The following is a 14361-nucleotide window of genomic DNA, read 5'->3' as shown; positions in this document are numbered from 1 at the left end:
TGTTCGGTACGCGCTCCTGAGCGCGGCCTATCATGGGGCTTGCGTCTGGGTGTGGGGCTTGTAACTCCAATGACTGGACGCGCGTTGGGCCTTACGTAGACTGAGGCGCTCGCAGCGAAGCGAAACGCCGACTCGCTTCGCGGCACCATCACGCAGGGAGTTACGACCGTGGCAAGTGGCAACGCGATCCGAGGAAGCCGGGTCGGGGCGGGGCCGATGGGCGAGGCCGAGCGTGGCGAGTCCGCGCCGCGTCTGCGCATCTCCTTCTGGTGCTCCAACGGGCACGAGACGCAGCCCAGCTTCGCCAGCGACGCACAGGTGCCCGACACGTGGGACTGCCCGCGCTGCGGCTTCCCCGCCGGCCAGGACCGGGACAACCCGCCGGACCCGCCGCGCACCGAGCCCTACAAGACGCACCTCGCCTATGTGCGGGAGCGGCGCAGCGACGCGGACGGCGAGGCGATCCTCGCCGAGGCGCTCGCCAAACTGCGGGGCGAGATCTAGGAGTTACGGCCGGCCAGGTGCCCCAGGGTGCCTGGCCGGAGCCGTCCGGGTGCACCTGTTGTTGTCCCTGTGGACAGCGTCGCGTCCGCTCCTCCTCTGCCCTGATCAACTAGGTTGGGACCGGCAGCGGGACAAGGAACGCAGCAGGACAGGTGCACGAAGGAAGGCTGAGGTCGCACATGAACGCAGACGGCCGGACCAGGCTCAACCAGACGCCCGAGTGGGCCGCTCTCGCCAAGCACCGCGAAGAGCTGGCCGACACCCATCTCAAGGAGCTGTTCGCCGCCGATCCCGGGCGCGGCGCGGGGTACACGCTCCAGGTCGGTGACCTCTACATCGACTACTCGAAGCACCTGGTCACCGACGAGACGCTGCGGCTCTTGCGCGAGCTGGCCGCCGCCACGGACGTGTTCGGTCTGCGGGACGCCATGTTCCGCGGCGAGAAGATCAACGTCACCGAGGACCGCGCCGTACTCCACACCGCGTTGCGCGCCCCGCGGGACGCGGTGATCGAGGTCGACGGCGAGAACGTCGTGCCCAAGGTGCACGCCGTCCTCGACAAGATGAGCGACTTCGCCGACCGCGTCCGCTCCGGCGCCTGGACCGGCCACACCGGCAAGCGCATCAAGAACGTTGTCAACGTCGGCATCGGCGGCTCCGACCTCGGCCCCGCGATGGCCTACGAGGTGCTGCGCGCCTTCACCGACCGCGCCCTCACGGTCCGCTTCGTCTCCAACGTCGACGGCGCCGACCTGCACGAGGCCACCCGCGACCTCGACCCGGCCGAGACGCTGTTCATCATCGCCTCCAAGACCTTCACCACCATCGAGACGATCACCAACGCCACCTCCGCCCGGCAGTGGGTGCTGGACGCGCTCGGTGCCGACTCGGCGGTGGCCAAGCACTTCGTGGCGCTGTCCACGAATGCCGAGAAGGTGGCCGAGTTCGGCATCGACACGGCCAACATGTTCGAGTTCTGGGACTGGGTCGGCGGGCGCTACTCGTACGACTCCGCGATCGGCCTCTCCCTGATGATCGCCGTCGGCCCGGACCGCTTCCGCGAGATGCTGGACGGCTTCCGGCTGGTCGACGACCACTTCCGCACCGCCCCCGCCGAGACCAACGTCCCGCTGCTGCTGGGCCTGTTGGGCATCTGGTACGACAACTTCCACGACGCCCAGTCGCACGCGGTCCTGCCGTACAGCCACTATCTCTCCCGCTTCACCGCCTATCTCCAGCAGCTGGACATGGAGTCCAACGGCAAGTACGTGGCGCGGGACGGCAAGCAGGTCGACTGGCAGACCGGGCCGGTGGTGTGGGGCACGCCCGGCACCAACGGGCAGCACGCGTACTACCAGTTGATCCACCAGGGCACCAAGCTGATCCCGGCGGACTTCATCGGCTTCGCCGAGCCGGTGGCCGAGCTGAGCGGCCGGCTCAAGGCGCAGCACGACCTGCTGATGGCGAACTTCTTCGCCCAGACCCAGGCCCTCGCCTTCGGCAAGACCGCCGAGGAGGTCCGCGCTGAGGGCGTCGCCGAGGAACTGGTCCCGCACAAGACCTTCCAGGGCAACCGGCCGACCACGACCATCCTGGCCCGGGAACTCACCCCGTCCGTCCTCGGCCAGCTCGTCGCCCTCTACGAGCACAAGGTGTTCGTCCAGGGCGCCGTGTGGAACATCGACTCCTTCGACCAGTGGGGCGTCGAGCTCGGCAAGGTCCTCGCCAAGCGGGTGGAACCGGCGCTGACGGAAGGCGCGGAGGTGCCCGGCCTGGACGCGTCGACCAGGGAACTGGTCGCCAAGTACCGCGAGCTGCGCGGCCGTAGCTGACCGGCACGCAAGCCCTGGGACGGCCGGAACTCCGACGGCCGTCGACCGCGGGGTCCGCGCACGGCCGGGCCCCGCTCAGGCCACCGCGCTCAGCGTGTCCGCGAGCCGTCCGCGTGCCGCGCGGGCGGCGGGGAGCGCGGCGAGCGCGGCCGCACCCAGCACGGCGGCCGAGCCCAGCGCGAGCAGCAGCCCGGGCGACGGGGACCGGGCGATCCCCGCGCCGATGCCGCTGGAGGCGCCCTGGGCGTCGATGAGCCGGCGGGCCAGCGGCAGGCCGAGGGCCGTGGCGGCGAGCGTCGAGGCCAGGGCCGTACAGCTCGTCGCCGTCACGGTGATGGCGGTGATCTGCCGTGGGGACATGCCGATCGCCTTCAGGGCGAGCACGTCCCGCTCGCCCTCGCGGACGCTGCCGCCGATCGCGGTCAGCAGTTCGACCAGCCCGATGAGGGCGAGCACGGCGATCAGGCCGGCGACGACACCGCGCAGCGGGGACAGCCCGTCGGCCGGGTTCGGCACGGCGTGCACGTCCAGGTGGCCCCGGCCGGCCGCGGCGAGCGCGGCGGCCACGCGGTGCGGGTCGGCGCCGGGGCGCAGCCGCAGCTCGTAGAAGGCCGGGGCGAGTCCCGGGTCGTTCTCGCGGAGGGTGTCCAGGGAGGCCGTCACGACCCGGCCGGTGTTCTGCGGTTCGATGCTGCGGCCGACGATGTGCAGGATCTGCGGCCGGTCGCCGACCATCATCCGCACCCAGTCGCCGACCCGCGCGTGCAGCAGGTCCAGCAGCCCCTGCCCGGCCACCGCCTCGTCCGGTCCGTGCGCGGCCCGGCCCTCGGCGAGGGCGCAGGGGTAGGGCCGAGTGTCGGTGCCGAGGCCGCGCAGGGCGATGGTCCCGGTCTGCCCGGGCACCAGCGCGGCCAGCTCGACCCCGGGATAGGCGGCGGCCACGCGGGGGTCGCCGGCCAGCAGGGACCGCAGCTGCGCCGGGGCCGGCACCCCGTCCGTGCGGACGGTGAGCGAGGTGGGCAGACCGACGCGGGCCGGGCTGGTGTGGAAGCGGTCGATCGTGGTCCACGCGCTGAGCGCCACCACGATCAGCAGCATCGGCAGGGCCAGCCGGGCCACGGTGGCCAGCGACCGTCCGCGCCCGGTGACGACCTTGTGGCAGCCGAGGACCAGCGCGGCCGGCAGCCGCAGCCCGAGCGCCCGCCGGGCCGGGCCGGTGAACCGGCCGCCCGCTGCCACGGCCGGGCGCGGCACCGGAACCGGCGGCACCCGGCCGGCCCGCCAGGCCGCGAGGCCCGTGGTCAGACCGATGAACAGCACCGCGCCCACGGGCACCACCAGCAGCGCCACGGCGTGCCCCGGCAGCCCCTGCCACACGCCCACGGCATCGCCGAGCCGCCCGGGGATCCGGCTGCCCAGCGTCTCGGTGAGCGCGGCGGCGGCCACGGCACCGAGCAGGGCGTAGGCGAGGTGCTGGAGCAGGAAGATCCGTACGACCTGGCCAGGGGTGAAGCCGATCGCCTTCAGCACCGACAGGTCCCGCAGATGACCGCGGATCCGGGTGGCGATCGCCCCGTGCACGGCGAGTCCGGCGGCGATCAGTGCGCCGAGCCCGAACAGGCCGAGCACCTGCCCGAGCAGCCGGTTGTCGCCCTGTGCCGCGGCGCGCGCCTGCTGCCAGGTGGAGACCTGGCCGATCGCGCCCGCGCCGAGCACGGTGACGGCACGCTGCACCGCGTAGTCCGTGTCGGCCGGATCGCCGAGCCGCAGCCCGATGACCTGGCCGCCGGGCGCCCGGACCGCCGACGGCAGGGCCCAGACCAGACCGGGCTGCTCACCGGGGCTGTAGCCGGGCTCGGCGCTGTCGGCGATGCCCTCGACGGTCAGCGTGCGGGCGGTGCCGGGCAGCGCCAGGGTGTCTCCGGGCTCGGCCAGCAGGGCGCGGGCCAGGCCGCTCTCCAGCACCACGCCGTCCGGCTCGGCCGGATCCAGCCAGTGCCCGGCGGTGAGCAGCGGCCGTCCGACGGAGGGCAGCTTCGGGGTGCCGCGCAGCTCCACGGAGGCGCGGGTGCCGCGCGAGGCGACGGTGACGGACTCGGTGCGATAGGGACCGGCGACGGACGTGACGCCGTCCAGCCGGGCGAGTGCGCCGGTGTCCGCGGACGACGCGGTGTGGATCCACACATGTGCCCCGCGCGCCTCGGCGAAGGTCCGCTGCCAGGGGTTGGTGGCGTAGCCGAACAGGGCGGCGGCCAGCAGCAGCGAGGCGATGATGCCGGCGGTGGCCAGCACGAGGAACAGCGCCTCGCCGCGGTGCGTGCGCAGATCGGAGTGTGCCCAGCGCAGGGTGGCCCGCACGTCCCTGAGATCCAGCACGGTCAGTCCTTCAGCTCCAGCACACCGGAGATGCCGCTCGGGCGGGCCGGCGTGTCGTCCAGGGTGGCGTCGTCGGCTATCCGGCCGTCGAAGAAGCTGATCACCCGGTCGGCGGCGCTCGCCAGCCGGGCGTCATGCGTGACCAGCACGATCGTCTGGCCGCGCCCATGGAAGCGGGACAGCAGCCGCATCACCTCGCGCGTGCCCTTGCTGTCGAGGCTGCCCGCGGGCTCGTCGGCCAGCAGCAGCGGCGGATGGTTGACCAGCGCCCGGGCGAGGGCGACCCGCTGCTGCTCACCGCCGGACAGCTCGCCCGGCATGCTGCGCTCCTTGCCCTCCAGCCCCAGCTCGGCCAGGAGCGTCTCGCGCTCGGCACGGGCCCGCTTGGGCGGGACCCCGGCCAGCAGGGCGGGCAGTTCGACGTTGTCGGCGACGGACAGGTTCGACACCAGGTTGAAGAACTGGAAGACGAAACCGATGGCCTTCCGTCGCTCCACCGCCCAGCGAGCCTCGCTGAAGGAGTCCGTGCACCGGCCGTCCAGCCAGATACTGCCCTCGTCCGGCCGCTGGAGCCCGCCCAGCAGGTGCAGCAGCGTCGACTTCCCGGCGCCGGACGGGCCGGTGATCGCAACGAACTCGCCCCGGGCCACGCTCAGGTCGACGCCGCGGACGGCGTGCGCGGGCGCGCCCTCGCCGTGGTGGGTCTTGACCAGGCCCGCGGCCCGAAGGACCGGGACGGTGTCCTCGCTCATTCCAGTTCCTCCTGGCACCGTTCCAGCCAGTCGAGGTCGGCCTGGAGATGCAGCATCGCGCCCTCGATCAGCAGATGGGCGATTCGGTTGTCCCGGTTCTCGGCCGCGGCCAGTTTCGACAGGGTGCGCATGGTGTTGAGGTACTGACGCCGCTGCTTGTTGATGAGGGCGATCTGGTCGGCGAGACCTGTCTGCGAGGCGAGGGCGAGCTTCATGAAGAACTCGTCCCGCACCCGCGGCTCGTCCTCGGTTTCCTCGAACCAGGCGTGCAGCGCCTCCCGCCCGGCGTCGGTGAGGTGGTAGACCTTCTTGTTGGGCCGGCTGGACTGCTCGACGTCCTCGCCCTCGATGAGCCCGGACTTCTCCAGGCGGCCGAGGGTGACGTAGATCTGGCCGACGTTCGGCTGAGGGTACGCGGAGCCCAGCAGTTGCTCAAGGTCCTGCTTCAGCTCATAGCCGTGGGCCGGGCCGCGGGCGAGGAGTGCCAGGAGGGCAAGGCGCACGCGAGCTGTCCTCCTGTCCTGTCACCATGTGCTCCAGGCCCTAGTATCCCGCATACCTAACAGGTATACATGGCCTCTGACCCCGGGCGAGGGTGCCCGGAGCCGGTGTGCAAGGAGGAACCTATGCGGTGGATACGCGCCGCCGGTAGGGGCCTCCTCGTCCTCGTCGTGATCACGACCGGGTACGTCACCTCCGGCATCGGCGCCGGCGAGGGCGCGGGCGGTGGACGCGGCCCGCTCACCCTGGCCACCGCCGGCGACCTCACCGGCTACCTCGGCCCGCTGCTCCAGGGCTGGAACCGCACCCACCCCGGCGAGAAGGTCACCCTCGTCGAGCTGCCGGACTCGGCCGACGAAACGTATGCGCAGATGACGACCGACCTGCGCGGCGGCGACCGGAGCCGCTTCGACGTCCTCAACATCGACGTCAACTGGACCTCGGAGTTCGCGGCGGCCGGCTGGATCCGCACGCTGCCCCGCGACCGGTTCCCCCTCAAGAGCTTCCTGCCCCCGGTCGTGGACACGGCGACCTACGACGGGCGCCTGTACGCGGTCCCGTACGTCACGAACGCCGGACTTCTCCTCTACCGCAAAGATGTCCTCGCCGAGGAGGGCGTGCCGCCGCCGCGCACCTGGACCGAGCTGGAGCGCGATGCGAAGAGCGTCGCGCCGAAGTACCACCTCGACGGCTACGCGGGCCAGTTCCTGCCCTACGAGGGCCTCACCGTCAACGCGGCCGAGGCCGTGTACTCGGCGGGCGGCAGCATCCTCGGCGACGAGGGCACGCGCGTCACCGTCGACTCGGCCGCCGCCCGCGAGGGCATCGGTTTCCTCGCCCGCGGCGTCCGCGAGGGCTGGATCCCGAAACAGGCGCTTACCTGGAAGGAAGAGGAGTCCAAGCAGGCCTTCCAGGACGGAAGGCTGCTCTTCCTGCGCAACTGGCCCTACGCCTATGCCGTGGCCTCCGCCAAGGGCTCCAAGGTCGCCGGGAAGATCGGTGCCGTACCGCTGCCCGGGCCCGGCGGACCGGGGACGAGCGTCCTCGGCGGCTCCAACCTCGCGGTCAACACCCATGCCCGGCATCCCGATTCGGCCGCACGCCTGATCGCCTACCTGACCAGCGCGCAGGTGCAGCGCCAGGTGCTCGTCCGGGGCGCGCTGCCGCCCGTACGCGCCGCGCTGTACCAGGATCCCGCGCTGATCCGGCAGTTCCCCTATCTGCCGACCCTGCGCACCGCCGTGCTCACCGCCGCGCCGCGCCCCAAGAGCGCGCACTACGACCAGGTCAGCCTGGTGGTGCAGGCGGTGGTGCACGGCGCTCTGACCGGACGCGAGACGCCCGAGCAGGCCGTGCGACGGCTGGCGCGCGAGCTCGACGCCATCGCCCGTCGATAGTCTCTCGACTCCTCCATCTAGTTACTTGTTAAGTAACGCGGACATCTCATCTCTGCTTGGGATGTACGGATAAGTCCCTATTTGCGCCCCCAACTGTCCAGTAGCTTCCGTTCTTTTCATTGACACTCTCGCGACACGCCTACCTAACATGCATGCATGCTGAGTAAGTACCACTGGTGGCGTGACGCGGTGATCTACCAGGTCTACGTCCGCAGCTTCCTGGACAGCACCGGTGACGGCGTCGGCGATCTCGCCGGGGTCCGTGCGGGGCTGCCGTACCTGAAGAAGCTGGGCGTCGACGGGATCTGGCTGAGCCCGTTCTATCCTTCGCCGCAGCACGACCACGGCTACGACGTGGCCGACTACCGCGGGGTCGACCCGCTCTTCGGCGACCTCGCCGAGTTCGACCTGCTGATGGCGGCCGCCCACCGGCTCGGCATCAAGGTGCTCCTGGACATCGTCCCCAACCACTGCTCCAGCGAGCACCCCTGGTTCCGCGAGGCGCTGGACAGTGCGCCCGGCAGCCCGGCCCGCGCCCGCTTCCACTTCGCCGACGGCCGCGGCCCGGACGGCGGCGAGCCGCCCAACAACTGGCACGCCATGTTCGGCGGCCCGGCGTGGACGAGAGTCGGCGACGGCCAGTGGTACCTGCACATGTTCACGCCCGAACAGCCCGACTGGAACTGGCGCAATCCCGAGATCACCGCCGAGTTCGACCGGACCCTGCGCTTCTGGCTCGACCGGGGCGTGGACGGCTTCCGCATCGACGTCGCCGCCGGCCTGTTCAAGCACCCCGAACTGCCCGACTCCGACGACCCCGAGGCCGACGCCCGCAACCGCGACTCGGTCAACCCGCTCGCCTGGAACCAGCCCGAGGTGCACGGCATATGGCGGCGCTGGCGTGCGACATGCGAGGAGTACCGGGAGCGCGACGGCCGTGAACGCCTCCTCGTCGGCGAGGTCTCCGTGCCCACCGCCCGCGAACACGCCCTGTACGTCCGCCCCGACGAACTCCACCAGGCCTTCTTCTTCGACCTGCTCGGCGCCCCCTGGGACGCCGACGCCTTCCGCAAGGTCATCTCCGAGGCCATGCAGGACATCGCCGGCACCGGCTCCACGGTCACCTGGGTCCTCAACAACCACGACCAGGTCCGCACCGTCACCCGCTACGGCGAACCCACCCCGCAGGGCAGCGGACCAGGGCCTGTCCTGGGCGCCGCCCGTGCCCGCGCCGCCGCGCTGCTGATGCTGGCGCTGCCCGGAGCCGCGTACATCTACCAGGGCGAGGAACTGGGCCTGCCCGAGGTCGTCGACCTGCCCGACGACGTCCTCACCGACCCGATCTTCCGGCGCACCGGCAGCCGTGCCCGCGTCCGGGACGGCTGCCGGGTGCCGCTGCCCTGGTCCGGGCAGGCCTCGCCGTTCGGCTTCACCTCCGGCGCGGAGGGCGTGCAGCCCTGGCTGCCGCAGCCCGACTGGTTCGCCGAGCACGCCACCGACCGCGCCCTCGCCGACACCCGGTCCTTCTGGCACCTGTACCGCGAGGGCCTGCAACTACGGCGGTCTCTCCCGCAGTTGGGCGAGGGAACGCTGCGCTGGCTGGACACCCCACCCGGTGTCCTCGCCTTCGCCCGCGGCGACGACCTGGTCTGCGCCGTCAACTTCACCACGGCCCCCGCCCCCGCGCCGGTCTCCGGCACCCCCCTGCTGTCCAGCGGCCCCTGCCCGCCCGGCGTCCTGCCCGGCTCCACGGCCGCCTGGTGGCTCAGCGACCTCTGATCAACCACCTCTTGAAGGGACATCGACGATGATGCGACGCCGTACCACCCTGCTCACCAGCTGCACCGCCCTCGCCCTCGCGCTCGGCGCCACCGCCTGTGGCGGCGGGCCGGTCTCGGCCGGCGGCGGTGACAAGGCGCTCAGCGGCCAGACCGTCACCGTGGCCGGCGTCTGGTCCGGAGCCGAGCAGAAGAACTTCCAGAAGGTGCTGGACGCGTTCACCGCGAAGACCGGCGCCACGACCCGGTTCGTGTCCACCGGCGACAACGTCTCCACCGTCGTCGGCAGCAAGATCGAGGGCGGCGACGCCCCCGACGTCGTGATGGTCCCGCAGGTCGGCGTCCTCCAGCAGTTCGCGAAGAAAGGCTGGCTGAAGCCCCTGTCCGGCACCGCCCGGCAGACCGTCGACGCCGACTACGCGCCCGTGTGGCGGAAGTACGGCAGCGTCGACGGCACCCTGTACGGCCTTTACTTCAAGGCCGCCCACAAGTCCACCGTCTGGTACAGCCCCGACGCGCTCGCCCAGGCCGGGGTCAAGCCGCCGACGACGTACGACGAGATGCTGAAGGCCGGGCACACCGTCTCCGACTCCGGGCTCGCCGCCTTCTCCGTCGCCGGTGAGGACGGCTGGACCCTCACCGACTGGTTCGAGAACATCTACCTCTCCCAGGCCGGACCCGAGAAGTACGACGCCCTCGCCGCGCACAAGCTGAAGTGGACCGACGCGAGCGTGGTCAGGGCGCTGGGAACGCTCGGCAAGCTGTTCAAGGACAAGCAGCTCGTCGCGGGCGGCCAGAAGGAGGCACTGAACACCGACTTCCCCGGCTCGGTGGAGAAGGTGTTCGGCCCCAAGCCCGAGGCCGGCATGGTCTACGAGGGCGACTTCGTGGCCGGGGTCGCCCACGACCAGTTCGGGAAGACCATCGGCAAGGACGCGAACTTCTTCCCCTTCCCGGCGGTCGACGGCGGCACGGCACCGGTGGTCAGCGGCGGTGACGCGGCCGTCGTCCTCAAGGACGGCAAGAACGCCACGGCCGGCATGAAGCTCCTGGAGTACCTGGCCACCCCCGAGGCGGCGGCCGTCTGGGCGAAGGCGGGCGGCTTCCTGTCCCCGAACAAGAAGCTCGACTTCTCGGCGTACGGCGACGACGTCACCCGGGCCACCGCCAAGTCCCTTGTGAACGCGGGTGATTCGGTCCGCTTCGACATGTCCGACCAGGCGCCCGCCGCCTTCGGCGGCACCAAGGGCGCGGGGGAGTGGAAGCTGCTCCAGGACTTCCTGCGCGACCCGTCGGACCCGAAGGGCACCGCGGAGCGGCTCGAAGCCGCGGCGGCCAAGGCCTACCAGGGCTGAACGGCAGCATCATGACCGCCACCACTTACCTGAAACAGCAGGCGGGCCCGCGGGCCGCCGGCGTGGCGCGCGGGCGCCGCGGCCGGCGGCGCGCCCGGCTGATCGCCCTGCTCTTCGTCTTCCCGGCGCTGCTCCTGCTCGGCGCGCTCGTCGTCTACCCGGTGCTGTTCTCCGTCGGCCGCAGCTTCTTCGACGCCACCGGCACCCGGTTCGTCGGCGCCGGCAACTACACCGAGATGTTCCGCGACCCGGCCACCCTGAAGGCCATCCGCAACACCGCCGTCTGGGTCGTCGTGGCCCCGGCCCTGCTGACCGGTCTGGGCCTGATCCTGGCCGTGCTGGTGGAGAAGGTCCGCTGGGCCACCGCCTTCAAGCTGCTGCTCTTCATGCCGATGGCGGTGTCCTTCCTCGCCGCCGGCATCATCTTCCGCCTCGCCTACGACGAGGACCCGAACAAGGGCGTGCTCAACGCGGCCGTGGTCTCCGTCCACGACGCCTTCCGGGGCACGCCGGCCTACCCGACGGCCCGCGGGCGCGCCGGACTGCTGACCCAGGACCGGGACGGCTCGTACCGTACGACCGCCTCCACCGGCCGGTCCGTGGCGCTCCCCATGGTCGGCGTCCTGCCCAAGGACCTGCCGAAGAACGCCGCGCCCGCGTACCCGGCGGCCGCGCGGCAGGCCACCCCCGGTGAGCTGCGCGGAGTCGTCTACCTGGACTTCACTCCCGGCGGGGGCGGCCGGCCGGGCAAGGTCGACCCGAAGGAGAGCGGCCTGCCCGGGATGACGGTCCAGGCGCTGCGCGACGGCCGGACGGTCGCGAGCGCCACGACCGCCGCCGACGGCTCCTTCCGCCTGTCCGGGCTGCGTGCGGGCTCGTACACGGTGAAGCTGCCGAAGTCCGACTTCGCCCAGCCCTACCAGGGTGTCTCCTGGCTCGGCCCGGCCCTCGTCACACCGGCGATCATCGGCGCGTACCTGTGGATCTGGACCGGCTTCGCGATGGTGCTGATCGGCGCGGGGCTGTCCACCCTGCCCCGGGACGCGCTGGAGGCGGCCCGGATGGACGGCGCGAACGAGTGGCAGATCTTCCGCCGGATCACCGTGCCGCTGCTGGCCCCCGTGCTGACGGTCGTCTTCGTGACCCTCGTGATCAACGTGATGAAGGTCTTCGACCTCGTCTACATCATCGCGCCCGGACCGGTGCAGGAGGACGCCACCGTCCTCGCGACCCAGATGTGGCTGGTGTCCTTCGGGGGCGGCAACAACCAGGGCCTCGGCAGTGCCCTGGGCGTCCTGCTCCTGCTTCTGGTGATCCCCGCGATGGTCTTCAACGTCCGCCGATTCAGAAGGAGTCAGCGATGAACGCGGTCAGGAGAGGGCTCGGCAACGGCCTGGTCCAGGCCTTCCTGGTGGTGATCGGCCTGATCTGGCTGACCCCGCTGGCGGGACTGTTCGTGTCCTCGCTGCGGTCGTCCCAGGACACCGCGAAGGGCGGCTGGTGGACGGCCCTGACGAGCCCCGGGCAGCTGTCCTTCGACAACTACTCGGCCCTGCTGAAGAACTCCGGCATGACCCAGGCCTTCTGGAACACGGTACTGATCTCGGTGCCGGCCACCACGCTCGTCGTGGGTCTCGCGGCCCTCGCCGGATACGCCTTCGCCTGGCTGGACTTCCCGCTCAGGGAGCCGCTCTTCCTGCTGGTGGTGGCCCTGTTGGTGGTGCCGGTGCAGATCGGCCTGCTGCCGGTGGCCAAACTCTTCGGCGCGCTGGGCCTGTTCGGCACCATCCCCGGTGTCGTCCTCTTCCACGTCGCCTACGGCCTGCCGTTCGCGGTGTTCCTGCTGCGCAACTACTTCGCGGAGATGCCGAAGGAGATGCTGGAGGCGGCGCGGATGGACGGCGGCAGCGAGTGGCGCATCTTCACCCGCCTGGTCCTGCCGGTGGGACGCCCCGCGATCGCCTCCCTCGCGATCTTCCAGTTCCTCTGGGTCTGGAACGACATGCTGGTCGCCCTGCTCTTCGCCGACAGCTCCGCCCAGCCCCTGACCGTGGAACTCCAGTCCCAGATCCGCCAGTTCGGCAGCAACATCGACGTCCTGGCCCCGGGCGCGTTTCTGTCCCTGATCGTGCCGGTGGTGGTGTTCTTCGCCTTCCAGCGGCACTTCGTACAGGGCGTGATGGCGGGATCCGTCAAGTGAGCGCAGCGGAACCACACATCATGCACACGCCTGCTGCACAACGGATTCATGCCATTGGGCGATCAACCGGCGTGTCAGATGGCGTGAGCTGATAGGGAGATACCTCCAGGGGGGCCGGGGAGGGTGGTCACCCCTGCGCCCGCTCAGGAGGTATCCACCGCATGGCCCAGCAGCCCACGACCATGATGAAGACCGTCCTCGACGGATGGCGGAACTCTCTGCTGGACATGGGCGGGCGCAACCGGCTGCTGAACTTCCGGCACACCAGAACGGCCACGCTGGAGATCGACTCGCCCGGCGCCGACGCGCTGCTCGCGGACCTGGCCAGGGGATGGGAGTTCGCGCCGGTCCCGGAGAAGACGCCGGGCGTGGGCCTGGAGAAGGCCGGCGACACGGCGGAGGGGACCACCGGCCGGCCGCACCGCCCGGGACTCGTCACCCAGAAGACCACCCAGGCGGCGCTGGACTCCTCGCTCTACCAACTGCGCCAGAAGTCCGGCCAGATGTACAACGACTACGGCCTGTGGGTGCTCTGGCTGGGCGTCGGCATGCTCCACTGGCGCGAGGCCGACGCCCACGAGAGCAGCGCCGCGCCCCTGCTCCTGGTACCCGTCGAACTGCGCAGGGACGGCAACCGCCGCTACCGCCTGCACCCGGCGGAGGACCAGGAGCGCATCCACAACCCCGCGCTCGCGGTGAAACTGGACCGGCTCGGCGTCGACTGGACACCCGTCACCGCGACCGACGCCGCCGACCTGTCCGGCGTCCTCGCGGCGGCCCGGTCGGTCGCGGCCGGGCCGCAGGGGTGGGCGGTCGAGGAGCGCGTGGTCCTCGGGCTGTTCGCCTCCCACCGCGAGGCGATGTACCAGGACCTCCAGCAGAACGAGGAACGGATCCTCGGCCATCCGCTGGTGCGGGCCGTCGCCCTCGGGCCCGATGCGGGCCTGCCCGACGGCCTGATCGACTTCGAACCCCCCGACGCGGACCGCATCGACGACATCCAGCTGCCCGAGCAGACCCCGCTCGTCCTCGACGCCGACGCCTCACAGCGGCAGTGCATCGCCGCGGCCCTCGACGACCGGTCCTTCGTCATGAGCGGCCCGCCCGGCACCGGCAAGAGCCAGACCATCACCAACCTCATCGCCGCACTCATGCATGCCGGCCGCAGCGTGCTGTTCGTCAGCGAGAAGGCCGCCGCCCTCGACGTCGTACGCAACCGGCTGCGCGGGGTCGGGCTCGGTGACTTCGTCATGGCACTGCACAGCGGTGACACGAGCAAGAAGGCGGTGGCCGCCGAACTCGCCCGGGTGCTCACCACCGAGGCCCGGGTCACCGGAGCCGCCGAGCACGAGCTGGCGCGCGCCCGGAAGCTGCGCGCGGACCTGTCCGCGTACGCCGCCGCCATGAACGAGACCCGCGAACCCCTGGGGCGCAGCCTGCACGACGTCCTCGGCCGCCTGGTGCTGCTGGAGCAGTCCGACACCCCCGGCCTGCCGCTGGGCACGGAGAACGCCAAGGTCGTCCGCACCCTGACCGCCGGCGCCCTGCAGGAACTCGCCACCGCCGCCCAGACGGTCGCCCGTGCCTGGCGCCCCGCCGCCGAGGGTGAGTCCTTCCCCTGGCGGGGCCTAGTGCCGCAACAGGCAACGTTCGCCCCGTCGCGACG

General features: G+C 71.4%; 11 protein-coding genes. 8 read left to right on the top strand and 3 right to left on the bottom strand.

Translation table 11 applies throughout. The features are described 5' to 3' along the window. The first annotated feature begins 168 nt into the window (after positions 1-168). Together LE548_RS10925 and pgi are read left to right on the top strand one after the other, a co-directional pair. Positions 169-504: an RNA polymerase-binding protein RbpA gene (locus LE548_RS10925; protein ID WP_003957010.1), complete on the top strand. Its 336-nt coding sequence runs from the start codon at positions 169-171 to the stop codon at positions 502-504. Between the two features lie 179 nt (positions 505-683). Then, positions 684-2336, top strand: a complete 1653-nt coding sequence (pgi, locus tag LE548_RS10920) for a glucose-6-phosphate isomerase (protein ID WP_225096503.1) — start codon at positions 684-686, stop codon at positions 2334-2336. 75 nt (positions 2337-2411) lie between these two features. Here the strand turns inward: pgi and LE548_RS10915 are convergent, their stop codons facing one another. Genes LE548_RS10915 through LE548_RS10905 form a run of 3 tightly spaced genes read right to left on the bottom strand, consistent with a single transcriptional unit; the run spans position 2412 to position 5967 of the window. Beyond that, entirely contained in the window at positions 2412-4694 is a 2283-nt protein-coding gene (locus LE548_RS10915; protein ID WP_225096815.1) for an FtsX-like permease family protein, read from the bottom strand. Between the two features lie 20 nt (positions 4695-4714). Continuing rightward, positions 4715-5464: an ABC transporter ATP-binding protein gene (locus LE548_RS10910; RefSeq protein ID WP_225096502.1), complete on the bottom strand. Its 750-nt coding sequence runs from the start codon at positions 5462-5464 to the stop codon at positions 4715-4717. After that, positions 5461-5967: a PadR family transcriptional regulator gene (locus LE548_RS10905; protein ID WP_225096501.1), complete on the bottom strand. Its 507-nt coding sequence runs from the start codon at positions 5965-5967 to the stop codon at positions 5461-5463. The genes LE548_RS10910 and LE548_RS10905 overlap by 4 nt, the downstream gene beginning before the upstream one ends. A 123-nt stretch (positions 5968-6090) precedes the next feature. Here LE548_RS10905 and LE548_RS10900 point away from each other — a divergent pair, with 123 nt between their 5' ends. The 6 genes from LE548_RS10900 to LE548_RS10875 form a co-directional block, all read left to right on the top strand. Next, positions 6091-7362 (top strand): ABC transporter substrate-binding protein, encoded by a 1272-nt coding sequence (locus LE548_RS10900; protein WP_225096500.1) that lies wholly within the window; start codon positions 6091-6093, stop codon positions 7360-7362. 156 nt (positions 7363-7518) lie between these two features. Further along, complete coding sequence (locus tag LE548_RS10895; RefSeq protein ID WP_225096499.1) at positions 7519-9141, top strand: glycoside hydrolase family 13 protein; 1623 nt, start codon at positions 7519-7521, stop codon at positions 9139-9141. A gap of 28 nt (positions 9142-9169) precedes the next feature. Next, entirely contained in the window at positions 9170-10495 is a 1326-nt protein-coding gene (locus tag LE548_RS10890) for an ABC transporter substrate-binding protein (RefSeq protein ID WP_225096498.1), read from the top strand. 11 nt (positions 10496-10506) lie between these two features. Beyond that, a complete protein-coding gene (locus LE548_RS10885; protein ID WP_225096497.1) occupies positions 10507-11859 on the top strand; it encodes an ABC transporter permease subunit in 1353 nt (450 codons plus the stop codon). Beyond that, positions 11856-12695: a carbohydrate ABC transporter permease gene (locus tag LE548_RS10880; protein ID WP_225096496.1), complete on the top strand. Its 840-nt coding sequence runs from the start codon at positions 11856-11858 to the stop codon at positions 12693-12695. Before LE548_RS10885 ends, LE548_RS10880 begins: the two co-directional genes overlap by 4 nt. Before the next feature lie 161 nt (positions 12696-12856). Continuing rightward, positions 12857-14361: DUF4011 domain-containing protein (locus LE548_RS10875; RefSeq protein ID WP_225096495.1), on the top strand; the 1505-nt coding region annotated here is incomplete at its 3' end.

Origin of the sequence: Streptomyces sp. CoH27, from assembly GCF_020181035.1 — a bacterium.
Lineage (GTDB): Bacteria > Actinomycetota > Actinomycetes > Streptomycetales > Streptomycetaceae > Streptomyces > Streptomyces camelliae.
This window is presented reverse-complemented; position numbering and strand designations above follow the sequence as displayed.